The following is a 14843-nucleotide window of genomic DNA, read 5'->3' on the forward strand; positions in this document are numbered from 1 at the left end:
TCGCGGTACTTGCCCTGGGTGGGGATCCACGCCTCGCAGTCGAACTTGCGCGCGGCCGAGGAGCCCAGATCACCCGAGGCCACGTCGATGACGCGCCGCGTGCCGCCTGTCGTCAGCCGAGGGCCGCCAGGTCCTCGGTGTTCAACTGCAGGCCGCCGGCTGCGATGTTCTCTTCGAGGTGGGTCAGTGAACCGGTGCCGGGGATGAGGAGAATGTTGGCTGAACGGGCCAGCAGCCAGGCGAGCGCCACTTGAGGGACGGTGACGCCATGGCGGGCTGCGACGACTTCGAGTCGGCTGGCGGTCAGGGGCTGGAAACCGCCCACGGGGAAGAAGGGGACGTAGGCGATGTCCGCTGCGGCGCAGGCATCGACGAGGGCGTCGTCGTCGCGTCGCGCGATGTTGTAGGCGTTCTGAACGCAGGAAATCGGGGCGAGGGTGCGAGCCTGGGTGAACTGCTCGAACGTGACGTTGGAGATGCCGATGTGGCGGATCAGGCCCTCTTCGCGCATCGTCAGCAGAGTCTTCAAGGGGGGCTCGAGCGGGGCGTCTGCATGGCCGCGGTCGCCCATGCGCAGATTCACCACGTCGAGCTGGTCCAGGCCGAGCGACTTCAGGTTCGCCTCGACTCCGCGTCGCAGGCCATCAGGTGTGAGACCACGTTGCTCGGTCGCTGGTAGCGCGAGGTCTGGCCCTTCGACCAGCGCCCCGACCTTGGTCACGATCACCAGATCGTCCGGGTAGGGGTGCAGCGCGGTCCGGATCAGTTCGTTGGCGGACACGCCGTCGCGCGCGTAGTAGTTCGAAGTGTCGATGTGATTGACACCCAGCTCTACTGCCCGCCGCAAGATGGCAACTGCCGCGTCCCGGTCGGGCCGCTCACCTCGAGGCCATCCCGTCAGTTTCATCGCGCCGTAGCCGACTCTGGCGACCCCCAGGTCCCCGCCCAATGCCCATCGTCTGGAGTTCATGGTCACCAACCTAGATCACCGGACCCCGGACGGCCTGTGGGTTTCGCCCGGACGATCGGCCTGTGCCCGCTCAAGCTCTCGCCATCTCAGGGAGGTTCTGACCTCGGAAGGCTGCGCCTACGCAATCGACCTGTGCCTGCACATGATCCGGCGCGACCATGGAATGACCGTTGCCAATGACGTTGCCCGCCGCTCTGTCGTGTCTCCGCATCGCGAGGGTGGCCAGGCCCAATACATCCGCCGCCCCACGCCGGAAGAGTCGGTGGCCGCCTCCTCGGCCGCGAGGGAATGGGCGCTGCGCCACTTGAACGAACCCATCTCCCGGGAGCAGCTGGCAGCCCAGGAAGGGATGAGCGTCAGGAACTTCCAGCGACGTTTCCGCGACGAGGTCGGTATGACTCCGTTCGACTGGCTGGTTCAGCAGCGTCTGGAGAGCGTCTGGAGCGCGCCAGGCAGCTTTTGGAGGAGACGGACCTGCCCATCGATCAGGTCGCGGCGCAGACGGGCCTTGGGACACCAGGCAATCTTCGTCTGCGTATACACACAGCTTTGGGCATCTCGCCCAATATCTATCGCACCCACTTCCGCGGTCCGGAAGAGCTCTGTGAGGAATTGGCCTAGTGGGGAAGGGCGGAGGCGCCGTATCTGGGCTAGGGGGTGTCTCTTAGATCCACTCTGGGCATCGTGACGAACGCCGAGCGCGCAATGGTGCTGCTTCTCGATGGGGAGGGCGATCCCGGGGAGCACGCGGCTGTGGACCCAGGAGCCCACGGATCGAGTGAGGGCTTCATTCTGGCCAACGGGCAGTATGACGAGTACCCGAACGAGGACGCCGTGGCGATCGGTGAAGCGTTCAGGATCGTGGATCACATCGTCAGCGAGGGATCCTGGCCCGCAGACGCCCGCTGGGTGTCCGACCGCTGACCAGGGGGGTATCGCCGAGCCCAGATGAGGATCGCGGCGAGTTGGAGTGCTGCCTGGTATGCGAGGGCGAGCTTGTCCGTTCGCATGGCAAGACCGCGCCACTGCTTGAGCCGGCTGATGCATCGTTCGACCGAGTTGCGCTGCTTGTATGCCTCGGCATTGAAAGCGGGCGGCCGACCGCCGGCGCGGCCTCCCCGCAAGCGGTGCCCAGCTTGGTCGGCGGGCTCTGGAATGACAGCCCGAATGCCGCGCCGGCGTAGATGCCCACGGATCGCGCGGGAGGAATACGCGCGATCCGCCAGGACGGCCTCAGGTCGAGTTCTTGGTCTTCCGAGTCCGCCTTGCGGGACCCGGATCCTTGCCATGACCGCTTCGAAGGCCGGTGCGTCACCGGCCTGGCCAGTTGTGACGTAGAGGGCCAAGGGCCGCGCATGGCTGTCGCTGACGAGATGGACCTTCGTACTCAGGCCACCGCGGGATCGTCCAAGCGCGTGGTCACCTGGTTCGGACCTGCCAGGCGCCCCCTTTTACTGGCCCCAGTGGCATGCTGGTGGGCCCGGCAGACGGTGGAGTCCACCGATACGGTCCAGCCGATGTCGTCACCGGCATCAGCCGCTGCCAGGACTGCGGCGAGAATCCGTTCCCAGGTGCCGTCCACGGCCCACCTGATCAGCCGTTTGTGAGAGGTCGTGAACGAGCCGAGTTCCGCGGGAGGGTCCCGCCACGGCGAACAAGTGCGGTACTTCCATGCGATGGCCTCGAGAGTACGGCGGTGGCCGGCCCACCGCCTCCCGCGGACCGGATCAGCCGGCATCAGCGGCTCGATCCGGTCCCACATCGCATCAGTGATCACTAACCGGACACACACATCCGATCAACTGACCAAACCACCAAGGAGACACGCTCTAGTTGTTGCTGGCCATGACGTTGGTGACGCTCGCGTGGAGGCGTGAGGCTCGAGGACGGTCACGGCGGCGGTGTGAGGCCGGTGGTTGTAGCGGACGTTCCAGACCGCGATCGCCCGAGCTCGTTCTGCTTCCGAGGTCCACGGCCTGGCGTAGAGAAGTTCTTCGGCGAGGATGCGCTGGTAGCGCTCGACCTTGCCGTTGTGCCGGGGCGTGTAGGGCTTGATCCGCTGGTGGCGGGAGGCCCAGTGCAGGTAGACGCACCCACCCTTGGCGCCGCGGTTCTTCGCGCGCTGTGCGGCCCTGGCCTGCTCGGAGCCGCGTCCGTGGACCCGCCACCCGCCGCCGTCGGGGATCCGTCCGACCTTCTTGACGTCCAGGTGGACCATGTGGCCCGAGTAGCGGGCCACGATCCGTTTCGACGGGCGCCTGTTGGCCGAGCCGTCGGGGTCGAGGAACCGGCGGTGGTTGATGCCCACGCGCGCCAGCCACCGGCTTACGGTGCGCTCGCTGATCCGCACTCCCAGGCCTACGAGTTCGAGGGTGATCCGGCGGGCGGACCACTTGTTGTCCCGCCGCAACCGCTCGATCCGTTCGACGACATCGGGCGGGGTCTGGATCGGTGAGGATCGCGGGACGTTTGGGCGGTCCTGCAGTTCGAATTCGCCGTGCGTGTCGTACCCGTTCTTCTACTTGGACAGGCAGGCGCGGGAGACACCGGCCTCGGTGGCGACGTGCGCGATCGGACGGGTGCGGCAGCGCTCCACGAGTCTTCGGCGTCCCTCGACGCTCAAGGGGGCGTTCGCACGTGTCACCGGAGCACCTCGGGGCTCCGGCCGGCCGTGATGGCGGTAAGGAGGGGGAACGCGATGAGCAGCGCTACCGCGACGAGGAGTCCGCTTGCCCAGAGCGGCCCGAGGTCTCCGGCTTCGGTGCTGAGGGTGGCCGCAGCGATGACGGGGCCAACGGCGGCGCCCACGTTGAGCGCCGCGGTCGCATACGAGCCGGCCATGGTGGGGGCTTCCGCGGCCTCGTAGAGGACCCGCGTGATCAGCGTGCTGCCCAGCGCGAACGACAATGCGCCCTGCACGAACACGAGGATGAACAGGGCGACCGGCTCGTTGGCCAGCATCGCCAGGGCCGGCCAGCCGATGAGCAGCAACGGACCGCCGACTGCGATGACCGGACCGGGACGCCGGTCGGACAGTTGGCCGGCGACGGTGACGCCCACGAAGGAACCGGCACCGAAGAGCACCAGAGCGACAGAGATCCACAACTCGCCCAACCCGGCGCTGTCGATTACCACGGGGGCGAGGAAGGTGAGGCTTCCGAAGGTTGCCGCGTTCACCAGCGCGCCGAGCAGCATCACCAGGATCAACCGCGGCCGTGTGAGCTGAGCGAGCTCCGCTCGCAACGCTGGCCTGCCCGTCGCCTCATCCTCATCACGTCCTGCGGGGATTCCCTTCAGGATGCCGAGAGCTGCTGGCAGGCATAGAGCGGCGACAGCCCAGAATGTGGCCCGCCAGCCGAGCACCGTGCCGAGCACCGACCCACCAGGGACACCGGCGATCGTGGCCACCGTCGTGCCTGACAGCAGCACGGCCAGCGCGCGTCCCTTCCTGTCGGGCGAGACCAGCGTGGCGGCAGCCGTCAGAGCAATGGCAAGGAACCCTGCGTTCGCGAGCGCGGCGACAACTCGGGTAGCGAACAGGACGGGGAAGCTCGTGGTGATGGCGCCCACGGCGTGAGCTGCCGCGAAAGCGAGGATGAACCCGAGAAGGCTGGAGCGCCTGGGCCAGTTACGGGCAAGCGCTGCCACAAGGGGGGCACCGACCATCATGCCGATCGCGAAGGCCGAGGTGAGGACGCCTGCTGTCCCGACTGTGACGTCAAGATCTGAGGCGATGTCCGGCAAGAGGCCGGCAAGCATGAACTCTGAGGTGCCCATGGCGAAGACCGCCACGGCAAGCAGGTACAGCGGGAGAGGCATCGAGTGGCTCCGAGGTGAGGAGAGGTACGAGAAGGTCATCTCGTCACCGCGGCCAGCCCCAAGCGCCCACTCGTCCCACCGCAGAAACCGGCGCGACGACAGGGCTACGAGCTCAGTGGTTCAGGGGGCTGACGGCGTGACCGAAAGCCCCCACCTTGTCTGACTCAGGACTCGACATGGCCCGCACGCTACCCGACCGTTGCCCGTCGAAGCATCTTGGTTTCACTGGCATTGGCCTGCGTCACCAACGTCATGTCCTGCAACACGTAGCGGGTAGGCCGACGAGCCCGACAGCAATGCCGCCTTGGAGTTGCCTTCCCGATCCGCCATCGTGTGGCCGGAGCCTCCGTACTGCATGGCGGTTCTCGCCGCGCGCGTGTCGGGTGAGGATCCGGAAGGCTACGCCGAGACAGAAAGATGCATGCCCGAACTTACCGAAGCGGCAGCCCGGCTACCTCGGTCGGGAATCGGCCCGGACCCACGACGGCCGCGACCTGACCCTCGTCTTCTACGCGGACGAGGCGTCCATGATGGCCTGGCGGGACCACCCGGACCACCAGCGGGCGAGGCGCCTTTTCCCCGGCTTCGAAGCGGACGACAGCTCGCAACCGGATCCGCTCCCGCGCGGCCCTCGCGGTGTCGGTCAGGTCAGCCCAGCACCCTGCGCATCTCTCACTCCCCAGGACGTACCGGCGCCAGCAGCCGCTGTCAGGAGAACCCTCCCGACATCACTCGATCAAGTTCAGTGGCAAGGCGCCGGCTCATCCTCGCGCACGCCGATCCATAGTGTGACAGGGTCGCGCCGCAGCCGTTCCGGCTGTAAAAATGCCTCATGCTCTTCCGCTCGCAGGTGACGCAGAACAAGGTTGTCGCGCGGCGTATGCGCCGCTTCTTTCAGCAGCTGGAACCTGATCTCGACGCTCCGAGCGTGGTCGCGGCAGAGTACGGGCGGCACCTGTGGGATTCGGGGACGCACACTCTTGTCGATGAAAAGAAGCTCTCTCGGTCCCGATTCTATGTCGGGCTGTCCATCGAAAACGCGGGATTAGCGGAATTCACGAAACGTGCTGCGCTCATTTCCGACACGTTACTTCTGTCGCATGACCGAAACTCGACGTTTCATGTACTGGGCAGCTATGCTTCCACCCCCGTTGTCGGAGACCTGACTGACGCCTTCTCCTCCACCGTGACCGATCCATTCACGTTACGTTACGGAATGCGTTGCCCTAGCCTCCATGCGCTGGGTCGATGGATACTGGATGCCGAGCCACTCCTCAAAGCGGGTCTTGCCTGGTACCTGCCAAGCTACTCGACCATTGTGCGAGACGAACCCGGGCCGCCCCGGCCAGTTGGGGTGATCGATTACCTGATCCGTGACGGAAGGGCGATAGAGGCTTCCGGAGGCGAGCCGATAAAGAGCCAGATAGTGCGGCCGATCTGTCAAATGGACTTGCCATTCATTGATGGAGTTGACCTCGCAGATTTCAGTCGGATAACCATCGAGGAATTTAATTCTTATTCGGCATTTCGTGACTTTCTGCGCCTCAGTTTCTTGAATATTGACGATGCTCTGAACGATACTCAATCGGACCGCGAACTGACAAAGCTTGGCCTGGAGATAAAGGACCAACTGCGATCTGTTCGGTCCGAAATGAGAATTGTCAAGGGGCGGAGGGCTGTTGCCGCCAGTGGGGCTGTTGTCGCAGGCGTGTCAGCAACGCTTGTGGCGGTATATGGTCCGGCGCTCCAATGGATAGTCGGGGTAGCCGGTGGTGCAACTCCGGGACTATGGGGAATACTTCAAGCCAGGGCAGAAAACAACACCCGGCCACTGCGGGAGAACAAGTGGCACTACGTCTGGGCCCTTTCCAAGAAGTGTGATAGCAACGTTTTCTGATCCTGTGACCGTTGAGGCATGGATGGTGCCGGTCGGGGTCGACGGCCGCTCTAACCCAGGACGCGGGGAGCGGACTCCTCTCGGTTCTGTCGGCGGCCGGGCCCGTTGCCGCCTCGCCGTCTCGCCGCCTGCCGTAAGGGACGCTCGCTGTCCGAGCGGGTATCCGTCCTCGTCGCTACACCGCAGAGCTGTATGGGGTGCACGCACCTTGAACGTGTCCCCCCACGATCGCCGTCTGTGGGGCCGGGAAGCGACCCCGTCCCGCCGGAACGGACGGTCGGCCTTCACTGTCGTCGACAAGGAACCCTGTGCCAGGATGCACCGCTGACGCTCGGGCCCTGCCGCGTTGACCGCCCACCCGGCTCCGGGCCGCCGTGCCCCGCTCACTGTCACGGTGCGGTGGTTCGCGCCGCTGTATGACGGGTTCTGCACCGATACTGAAGCTCCACTGGCCCGGCGGTTCTCCGAATGAACCACCGGGCCTCCGCAGCACTCTCCGGCCGGGCCAATCGGTGCCGCGGCGCAGGTGCGGGGGCCAGGCGTGGCCATGGCCACCAGTGTCCCTGCTGCGACGACCCTGTCGTCTCCGGCGAGCACCCAGGCGCTGCGAATGTCGCGCAGAGGTTCCGCGGTAGATCGTCATCACTGGACGACGATGGGGCGGAGGGCTGACCGGCTGCTGGGCGGTGGCCCGTCAGTCATGTTGGGGGAGGTCGTCTCGGCGGAACGGGCGTATTGTCCGTATATGGGTGACGTGTGGTGTGGCTGGTGCGGGGCCCGGGTCCAGGGGTCGGCGGTGGGTGGGCGCCGGTACTGCCGGCCGGCGCACCGGCAGGCGGCCTGGCGTGCCCGCCGCCGCTGGAGTCGGGCGGCCGCGGCCCGGGAAGGGATGGCCGCGGCCGGTGAGGACCTGATCTGTCAGGTGCAGGCTCTCGCCCAGAGGGTTCATGAGCTGCCGTCACCGGGGCCGTGCCCGCAGTGGCACAGCGCGGCTGTGGCGCGCGTGCCGGACCTGGCCGGGCAGTTGGTCAGGGCGGCGGTGCGCGCGGACCGGCAGGCGGGGGCCAGCTGGGCGCAGATCGGTGCCGGTCTGGGCATCAGCGCCGAGGCGGCCCGCGGTCGCTTCGGGCGCACCCGTGGGACTGCGCCGGCCGCCAGGACCGGGTGAACGCCATGCGGCAGTCTGCCGGCCCTGGTCTCGAACCCGGTGTCGCTGCGGAGCGCCTGGACTCCGTCGTGGCGGACGTGGTGCGGGAGACCGGTGCGTCGGTTGCCCAGCTGTTTCTGCTGCAGCCCGGAGAGCGGGTACTGCGGCTGGCGCTGCTGTCCGGCGTCTCCCGGCAGATCACCGCCCCGTGGGCCCGTATCCCCGTGGACGCCCCGGTCCCCGTCCTGGATGCGATGAGGCAGCGGCGCCTGGTGTGGCTGGGCAGCCAGGAGGAGCTGGCGCGCCGCTACCCCCGGCTCGGGATCGTGCTGCCGTACGACTTCATGCTCGCCGCAGCCCCTCTCACCAGCGGCGCCATGGTGTGGGGCGGCATCGTGCTGCTGTGGCCCATCTGGCACCCGCCGCAGCTGAGCGAACACGAACGCCAGGCGGTCACCACTTGCTGCCGACGCGCGGCGGACCTCTGCGAGCTGGCCGCGCAGCGCGGCCGTCCGCTGAGAGCTCCCGAGGAGCCTCGGGTCCTTGCCCCGCAGCTTGCGGAGGCCGACCCCGCCGAGGCCAGGTCCGCGCTCCGCTTCACCGAGCGCCTTCCCGTGGGCTGCTGCGCCCTCGACCTCGAGGGCCGGCTCACCTTCATCAACGCCGCCGCGGCCAACCTGCTGGATGCCGGCGCCGCCTGCCTGGTGGGCAAACGCCCGTGGGAGGTCCTGCTGTGGCTGCACCACCCGGTCTTCGAGGAGGGCTACCGGGCAGCGGTGATCTCCCGCCAGCCCACGTCCTTCACCGCCGTGCGCCCCCCGGACACGCCGCTGCTCTTCCAGCTCTACCCCGACGGCAGCGGCATCAGCATCCTCATCACCCCCGCCGCGCAGCCGGCCGCCACCGGCCCGGGACAGCAGTTGCGCTCTCCGGACGAACCGGTGAGCGCGACGGGCCTGTACCTCCTGACACACCTGGCGGCCGCTCTCACACAAGCCGCGGGCGTCCGCGACGTGGCCGAACGGGTCGCCGACCAGATCGTGCCAGCCTTCGGCCCGCAGGGCCTGGTCCTGATGACCACTGAGGAAGGCCGACTGCACATCATCGGCCACCGCGGCTACAGCACCGACTTCGTCCACCGCTTCGACGGCACCCCCCTGACCTCCACCACCCCCACCGCTCACGCCCTGTCCACCAGCACCCCTGTCTTCTTCCCCACGTTCGCCGACTTCCAGCGCGCCTACCCCGCCGCACCCCGCTACGAGGAGAGGAACGCCTGGGCCTTCCTGCCCCTGACCGTCTCCGGCCGCCCCATCGGCTCCCTCGTCCTCTCCTACGACCAGCCCCGCCCCTTCTCCCCGGCAGAACGCGCCATCCTCACCTCCCTGGCCGGGCTGATCGCGCAGGCCTTGGACCGCGCCCGCCTCTACGACGCCAAACACGCCCTCGCCCACACCTTGCAGACCGGCCTTCTGCCGCACACCCTGCCCCGCATCCATGGACTGGACGTCGCCGCCCGCTATCTCCCCGCCGGCCGCGGCATGGACATCGGCGGCGACTTCTACGACCTCATCCGCTGCGACGCCACCAGCGCCGCCGCGGCGATCGGCGATGTCCAGGGCCACGACCCCACCGCCGCCGCCCTCATGGGGCAGGTACGCACCGCCGTCCACGCCCACGCCACCACCGGGACATCCCCCGGCGACGTCCTCGCCCGCACCAACCGCCTCCTCACCGACCTCGACCCAGGGCTGTTCACCAGCTGCCTCATCGCCCACCTCGATGTGGCCCACCACCGCGCCCGACTGGCCAACGCCGGACACCCCCCACCCCTGCTCGCCCATCCCGACGGCCACGCCGAAGTCCTCCGCCTGCCACCCGGGCTGCTGCTCGGCATCGACCCCGACGCCGACTACACCACCACCGAGATCCCCCTCCCACCGGGCACCGTCCTCGCCCTGTACACCGACGGACTCGTGGAAACCCCCGGCACCGACATCGACGACACCACCCACGACCTTGCTCAGTACCTCGCCCAAACCCGCACCCAGGACCTCGACCACCTCGCCGACACCCTCATCCACCACGCCACACAAGGCGCCCCCCGCCACGACGACATCGCCCTCCTGCTCATCCGCCCGAACCCCCACAACGCCTGACTGGCATCACCGCGGGCACAACGTCCGTCACACCCTCCCCACCCCCCACCCGAGCACGCGCTGAGAAACCCGCCAAGGCTGGTTGACACCTGCCCCTCCCACGCCGAGGGATGGAGCCACCTACTCAGCGGCGCGGGCCACGAGCAGCGGCTGGAAGACGCCCGTCTCCTGCGGCATCCGCCACCGGGCGTCGACAAGCCCGGCCTCGGCTGCGAGGCCCGCCGGCCGGTCCCGGCCGAGCGCCCAGTAGGTGGTCCGCCGCATCTGGACGCGCCCTGCTCCGCCTGCCGGAAGGAACCGCGCCTGCGCGGCAGGTTGGCCACTTGGCAGGCGGCCGCATCCAGGTCCGCGTAGGTCACCTGCTGGTTGCCAAGGATGACGGTGGTGCGGTCCGGCACGGCGCGTGCGCTGTCTTCCAGCACGGCAACGAGATTGAGCATGAAATCTGCGAAGGGGAATGGGGTCGGTGGCAGAGATGGGGTGCTGCAGGGCCTGGCGGTGCAGGTCCTGGGCGCAGTGGGCGGGCAGGCCGTTCGCGTCCGGGGCCGGCCGCTCGCTGCGCAGGCCGTGGCCCGCTGGGACGCCCACCTGGTGGCGTTCAGGCCGTGCGGTCGAGGCGGGCCTGAGCCAGGGCGGCCAGCAGGGCGGCTCCGACGGGGAGGACGGAGTCGTCGAATGGAACGCGTGCGGACCTACCTGAAGGCAGCTGTCGAGCAGGTGGAGAAGCTGCGCGTCCAACTGGCCCGTGCCGAGGATTTCGCCGTCACCCTGGGCGCCCGCCTGGAGCAGAATGCTCCGGCCACCGCGTCTAGAACCGCGGCATCACCTCCCCGGTGCCGCCTCCCGCTGGACAGCTGGCGCTGTTGCTGGGAGGCCCAGGAGGCCGGCGCCTCGATGGCGAGCTCGGCGGCCCCGGCGCCTGAATGACGGGGGCCTTGTCCTGCTCGGCATATCGGCGCAGCGGGGCTGCGCCCGTTCCAGGGACTCGTTCAGCGTCGTCGGCGCAGGCCCGCGTACGTCCGCAGGTGGAGGAGGTTGATCTGCAGCCGTGTGTACTGGACGCCGGTGATGACGATCAGAGCGATGAGTTCGGGGTTCAGCAGGAGGGACCACATGGCACAGGTTGTAGAGACCGTCCGGGGGCGTCTACGCCAGTCCAGCCCGGGCATGAAGTCGCAGGTCAGGGCCTTCTGGTCCAGGAGGGTCCGCCTAGTTGGTGATGGCTGTGTGATAGGCGGGTGATACGGCGAGGCCCCGCCGAGGACCATCCTGGTGGGGCCTGTGCGGGGAGTCGCGAGACGACGAAGCCGCACCAGAGGGCTCCGGTGCGGCTTCGTCATGAGATCGGCTGCGCGTGAGGGCACGCAGCCCGTGAGGGCACGCAGCCCCGGCGGGAAGCCGACGGGGCTGTTCCAGCAGTTGAGTTTCACCGGATCACTGCAGCCGGGCCACCGGGACAAGACGCTGGAGTACGGCAAGGACATCTGGATGCGTCACAGCTGCCGACTCATGCAAGCGGTTCGACGGGATTGCCTCCTGATTCAGACAGGGCGGCGAGATCATCTGTCGGCGTGTCCTTCCCGGCTGACAGGCCGCATCCGGTCGGGCGGTGTACGCCGGATGCGATGCGGCAGCCGGGTACCCACATCCCTGCCTTCGGACCAGCACCCCGGTGCTCGTCGGTCGGAGCCTGCGCATGCCGTCGGGCTTTGACGTCGTGAGGTCCTCCCCGGAGGGTGGCCGCTGTCGATGAACCTGCCACGCTGGCAATCGGCGCGAAGCGGCATGACAGGGGTGTAAGACACTAGCCTCGGGCCATGGTGACGCGTACCCGGCTGTATCACGACGGCACTCTGGTCCTGGAGGACTTTTCCGTCAGTGACGTCTCTGGGCATCTCGCCGATCCGGCGTCGGTGGTGTGGCTGGACCTGTACCGGCCCGGAGCCGTCGAATTCACCATGCTGGGCGAAGACTTTGGTATCCATGAACTGGCTCTGGAGGATGCCGCGCAGCGCGGGCAGCGGCCGAAACTCGACCGCTATCGCACCCACGAGTTCCTCAGCGCCTATGCCGTGACCGTCAGCCCGGACGGTGCGGAACTGACATACAGCGAGATCGCCGTATTGCTCACCGGCCAGGCCATGATCACCGTGCGCAAGGACGACGGTTTCGACATCGAGGGCGTCGTCGCCCGCTGGGACGAGAGCCCGGACCTGGCCGGCCACGGCGTCGGATTCCTGCTGCACGGTCTGCTCGACCATCTCGTGGACGGGCACTTCGCCGCGGTCCAGCAACTGGACGACAGCATCGAGGAACTGGAGGGTCTGCTCTTCGCGGCTGGGCGCCGTGAGATCGAAGCCGTGCAGCGCCGGGTTTTCGCACTGCGTAAATCGCTCGTCCAGTTGCGCCGCGTCGTGCTCCCGATGCGTGAGGTGGTCAACGGGCTCATGCGCCCCGGCCTGCACCTGATCACCGACCCTCTCGTCCCGTACTACCAGGACGTCTACGACCACGTGCTGCGTGCCACCGAATGGACGGAATCACTGCGGGACCTGGTGGCCTCGGTCATGGAGACGAACCTCTCGGTCCAGGCCAATCGCATGAATCTGATCATGAAGAAGGTGACGAGCTGGGCCGCGATCATCGCCGTTCCCACCGCGATCACCGGCTACTACGGCCAGAACCTCCCCTACCCCGGGTTCGGCCGCCAGTCTGGATTCATCACCTCCTCCGCCGTCATCGTGGTCCTGTCCGCCGTGCTGTATCTGACGTTCAAGCGCAAGGACTGGCTCTGACCGGCATCGGGCACCGGCGACCAGGTCTCGAAGGTAGGAAAATACCTGGTCATCCCCGACTTTCGGGCCGGTGAGCGGAGTAGCGTGAAGACACCGGGAGTTCTTCGCGCACCTGCTCCGCCGCGGGTGTCGTTTCCGGTGATCGGCAGCGCCGGGCCGCACCCACGAGCCCGGGGACAGGTCCGCGCCAGGCCCGTGACCATCGACCGTACGACATCGAGCAGGCGCGCGCCGTCGCCGCCGGCCCGGCTGTCCCTGACGCCCGCGCCTGGCGGGCTGGACGGCATGTGGTGGCCTCGCTCCCGTGCCCTCACCCGTGAGCTGCCGTCCTTGACGGCCGCATTGGGCGGTCTCTGCGGTCGTATCACGGGTGTCACCGTGAACCCGGCCTACTGGCCCGTCCTCCCGCATTGGGTATCCGACGCCGGGCGCACCGGGCAGGTGGGCTGGTCCACCGAGGAGCAGGATCCGCACAGACTCACCCCCTTCTCCGCCGATGGTCGTTGGGACGTGCTGGTGATTCCGCCGGAAACCGGTGCGGATGCCGCCGCACAACTGATGGCCGGCGACGGCATCGATGCCCCCGGCCCGGGAGGAAGCAGCAGAAGGGATCGATGCCCGGAGCAGTGAAGAAGCGTGGGAGACCGACGGCGGAGCAGGCCAGCCGTCGCGCCTGCCCCGGCCCATCGGCTCGACTGGGTCTTCGCCCGCCGGTCGACGGAGGTGAGAGGACCATGACTGTCATTGCCGTGGCCGTGCTGCTCCTTCTGATCGCCGTCGGAGTCGTTCTGATACACCGGCTCAACGATCAGCACGACGAACGGATCGCTGCCTTCCACTACAGCGACGTTCTGCCGGGGATCGGTCGTCGGACCCGTAGGCACCGTCGGCCGGCGGTGCACGCGACCGTTCCGACGGGCTCCACCACGACAGCGGCCGCGGATGACATCGACTTCGGCCCGCCCGTGGGCGGTAGGGGAAGGCGCGTCATGGCGATACTGCTCGACCGGAAGACGTACCGCGAGAGGATCATGCGGGCGCTGTACCAGGCCGCCGAAGGCAATCGCCTCCTGGGCGTCGAGGGGGCGAAGCTCTGCAACGACCTCGGTATCCCTGAGCAGGACATGGCCGCTGCCTGTATGTATCTGGCGGGCGAAGGCTGGGTCGTCGTGGACTGGGCGAGGGGCAACACGCCCGCGATGGTCACGCTGACGCACCAGGGGATTCGGCGGATGGAGGCAGATGAGGAAGGGCGCGGCGGAGCCGCCGACGTCGGCTTCTCGGCGAAGTGAACCTTCGCAATGATTGCTTATGTTGGGGTGACCCCTTTCGCGTAGTCTGGGAGACGGGTCGGCGCACGCTCACGTGCAATGACCCGGAAGGGCGGCTCCGGCGGGTCTACGCCGGAGCCGTTGCCTGTTTCCGCAACCGTCCGGCGACGCGCTCGCGCGAACGTCGTGGCGGAGTAGCGTGATGTAGCAGGGCCTTATCGCGGACGCACGCGCTGTGGTCGCACTGCTCTCTACGGAGGGGCGGACACCATGACCGACTCCAGCACCCCCGACCTCCCCAGGCTCCTGCCGGACGCCGTCCACCGGTCGGTGAAACCGGGGACGGCCCTGCTGAGGCTGGAGACGACACATGCCCGCGAGGGAATCCTGGACGGCGCATGGTGGCCGCGGACCCGGGACATCGGTGCCGAGCTCCCTTCGCTGATCATCGCGTTGACCGAGTATCTCGGGCCGGTCACCCGAGTCGGTCTGGACAGCAGCGCCTGGGACGAACTGCCGACCCGGGTGATGGTCGACGGCCGAGTCGTGCACATCGACTCCTTCCCGGTCGGTGACGACACCGTCCTCATCACCCGAGGCGACCGGGACCATTTCTCCCTGTTGCTGGTCCCTCCGGACACGTCGCCCGACGCGGCACGCGCCGCGATGGCCAGGGCCGTGCGGGCCGACAACGTCACCGAGGCCCATCAAATCCTCATCGATACGGGCAGCGACACGCCACCTACGCCGTCCTGACACCTCCGTCGCAGATCGGCTCCCCGTCG

At 67.8% G+C, this 14843-nt stretch carries 12 protein-coding genes and 3 pseudogenes; 9 read left to right on the forward strand and 6 right to left on the reverse strand.

Features of this window, described 5'->3' with window-relative positions; translation table 11 throughout:
• Window positions 1–112: 112 nt before the first annotated feature.
• A complete protein-coding gene (locus tag ABZ484_RS16805) occupies window positions 113–970 on the reverse strand; it encodes an oxidoreductase (RefSeq protein WP_358866634.1) in 858 nt (285 codons plus the stop codon).
• A gap of 94 nt (window positions 971–1064) precedes the next feature.
• On the opposite strand from ABZ484_RS16805, the pseudogene ABZ484_RS16810 reads away from it, so the two are divergent.
• A pseudogene (locus ABZ484_RS16810) lies at window positions 1065–1591 on the forward strand (helix-turn-helix domain-containing protein); the annotation flags it as partial.
• A 63-nt stretch (window positions 1592–1654) separates the two neighbouring features.
• Entirely contained in the window at window positions 1655–1894 is a 240-nt protein-coding gene (locus tag ABZ484_RS16815) for a hypothetical protein (protein ID WP_358866635.1), read from the forward strand.
• Here ABZ484_RS16815 and ABZ484_RS16820 read toward each other — a convergent pair.
• The 3 genes and pseudogenes from ABZ484_RS16820 to ABZ484_RS16830 all read right to left on the reverse strand — a co-directional run bounded on the left by ABZ484_RS16820 (window position 1837) and on the right by ABZ484_RS16830 (window position 4789).
• Window positions 1837–2762 (reverse strand): IS5 family transposase gene (locus tag ABZ484_RS16820; protein WP_358866636.1). Its coding sequence is split into 2 segments (ribosomal slippage): window positions 1837–2408 and window positions 2408–2762, totalling 927 coding nucleotides; the frame shifts between segments, so codons are not numbered across the junction. The genes ABZ484_RS16815 and ABZ484_RS16820 overlap by 58 nt on opposite strands.
• 37 nt (window positions 2763–2799) lie before the next feature.
• Window positions 2800–3614, reverse strand: a pseudogene (locus tag ABZ484_RS16825) (integrase core domain-containing protein).
• Entirely contained in the window at window positions 3611–4789 is a 1179-nt protein-coding gene (locus ABZ484_RS16830; RefSeq protein WP_358866637.1) for a Cmx/CmrA family chloramphenicol efflux MFS transporter, read from the reverse strand. The pseudogene ABZ484_RS16825 and the gene ABZ484_RS16830 overlap by 4 nt, the downstream one beginning before the upstream one ends.
• Before the next feature lie 832 nt (window positions 4790–5621).
• Here ABZ484_RS16830 and ABZ484_RS16835 point away from each other — a divergent pair.
• On the forward strand, window positions 5622–6686 hold the full coding sequence (locus ABZ484_RS16835) for a hypothetical protein (RefSeq protein ID WP_358866638.1): 1065 nt from the start codon (window positions 5622–5624) through the stop codon (window positions 6684–6686).
• A 1173-nt stretch (window positions 6687–7859) separates the two neighbouring features.
• On the forward strand, window positions 7860–9992 hold the full coding sequence (locus ABZ484_RS16840; RefSeq protein WP_358866639.1) for a GAF domain-containing SpoIIE family protein phosphatase: 2133 nt from the start codon (window positions 7860–7862) through the stop codon (window positions 9990–9992).
• Window positions 9993–10112: 120 nt separating this feature from the next.
• Here the strand turns inward: ABZ484_RS16840 and ABZ484_RS16845 are convergent, their stop codons facing one another.
• Window positions 10113–10256 carry a hypothetical protein gene (locus ABZ484_RS16845; RefSeq protein WP_358866640.1) on the reverse strand — a complete coding sequence of 48 codons (144 nt, stop codon included), beginning with the start codon at window positions 10254–10256 and terminating at the stop codon, window positions 10113–10115.
• Between the two features lie 411 nt (window positions 10257–10667).
• Between ABZ484_RS16845 and ABZ484_RS16850 the strand changes: the two are divergent.
• Window positions 10668–10919, forward strand: a pseudogene (locus ABZ484_RS16850) (hypothetical protein); the annotation flags it as partial.
• Between the two features lie 62 nt (window positions 10920–10981).
• Here the strand turns inward: ABZ484_RS16850 and ABZ484_RS16855 are convergent.
• Window positions 10982–11107 carry a hypothetical protein gene (locus ABZ484_RS16855; RefSeq protein WP_358866641.1) on the reverse strand — a complete coding sequence of 42 codons (126 nt, stop codon included), beginning with the start codon at window positions 11105–11107 and terminating at the stop codon, window positions 10982–10984.
• Window positions 11108–11809: 702 nt separating this feature from the next.
• Between ABZ484_RS16855 and ABZ484_RS16860 the strand changes: the two genes are divergently transcribed.
• From ABZ484_RS16860 to ABZ484_RS16875, 4 genes are all read left to right on the forward strand, one after another.
• Window positions 11810–12787: a magnesium transporter CorA family protein gene (locus ABZ484_RS16860; protein ID WP_358866642.1), complete on the forward strand. Its 978-nt coding sequence runs from the start codon at window positions 11810–11812 to the stop codon at window positions 12785–12787.
• A gap of 195 nt (window positions 12788–12982) precedes the next feature.
• Window positions 12983–13417, forward strand: a complete 435-nt coding sequence (locus ABZ484_RS16865) for a DUF5994 family protein (RefSeq protein ID WP_358866643.1) — start codon at window positions 12983–12985, stop codon at window positions 13415–13417.
• 359 nt (window positions 13418–13776) lie between these two features.
• The gene (locus ABZ484_RS16870; RefSeq protein ID WP_358866704.1) at window positions 13777–14079 is read left to right on the forward strand and encodes a hypothetical protein; all 303 of its coding nucleotides are present in this window, start codon (window positions 13777–13779) and stop codon (window positions 14077–14079) included.
• Window positions 14080–14328: 249 nt separating this feature from the next.
• Window positions 14329–14814, forward strand: a complete 486-nt coding sequence (locus ABZ484_RS16875; RefSeq protein ID WP_358866644.1) for a DUF5994 family protein — start codon at window positions 14329–14331, stop codon at window positions 14812–14814.
• Window positions 14815–14843: the final 29 nt, after the last annotated feature.

Source organism: Streptomyces sp. NPDC006393, assembly GCF_040628575.1.
Taxonomy (GTDB): domain Bacteria; phylum Actinomycetota; class Actinomycetes; order Streptomycetales; family Streptomycetaceae; genus Streptomyces.

What these genes read in the sequence shown, in the direction of transcription:
- ABZ484_RS16805 (WP_358866634.1), bottom strand. Translation starts at nt 970, where the DNA reads ATGAACTCCAGACGATGGGCATTGGGCGGGGACCTGGGGGTCGCCAGA.
- ABZ484_RS16830 (WP_358866637.1), bottom strand. Translation starts at nt 4,789, where the DNA reads ATGCCTCTCCCGCTGTACCTGCTTGCCGTGGCGGTCTTCGCCATGGGC.
- ABZ484_RS16835 (WP_358866638.1), top strand. Translation starts at nt 5,622, where the DNA reads ATGCTCTTCCGCTCGCAGGTGACGCAGAACAAGGTTGTCGCGCGGCGT.
- ABZ484_RS16840 (WP_358866639.1), top strand. Translation starts at nt 7,860, where the DNA reads ATGCGGCAGTCTGCCGGCCCTGGTCTCGAACCCGGTGTCGCTGCGGAG.
- ABZ484_RS16845 (WP_358866640.1), bottom strand. Translation starts at nt 10,256, where the DNA reads ATGCGGCGGACCACCTACTGGGCGCTCGGCCGGGACCGGCCGGCGGGC.
- ABZ484_RS16855 (WP_358866641.1), bottom strand. Translation starts at nt 11,107, where the DNA reads ATGTGGTCCCTCCTGCTGAACCCCGAACTCATCGCTCTGATCGTCATC.
- ABZ484_RS16860 (WP_358866642.1), top strand. Translation starts at nt 11,810, where the DNA reads ATGGTGACGCGTACCCGGCTGTATCACGACGGCACTCTGGTCCTGGAG.
- ABZ484_RS16870 (WP_358866704.1), top strand. Translation starts at nt 13,777, where the DNA reads ATGGCGATACTGCTCGACCGGAAGACGTACCGCGAGAGGATCATGCGG.
- ABZ484_RS16875 (WP_358866644.1), top strand. Translation starts at nt 14,329, where the DNA reads ATGACCGACTCCAGCACCCCCGACCTCCCCAGGCTCCTGCCGGACGCC.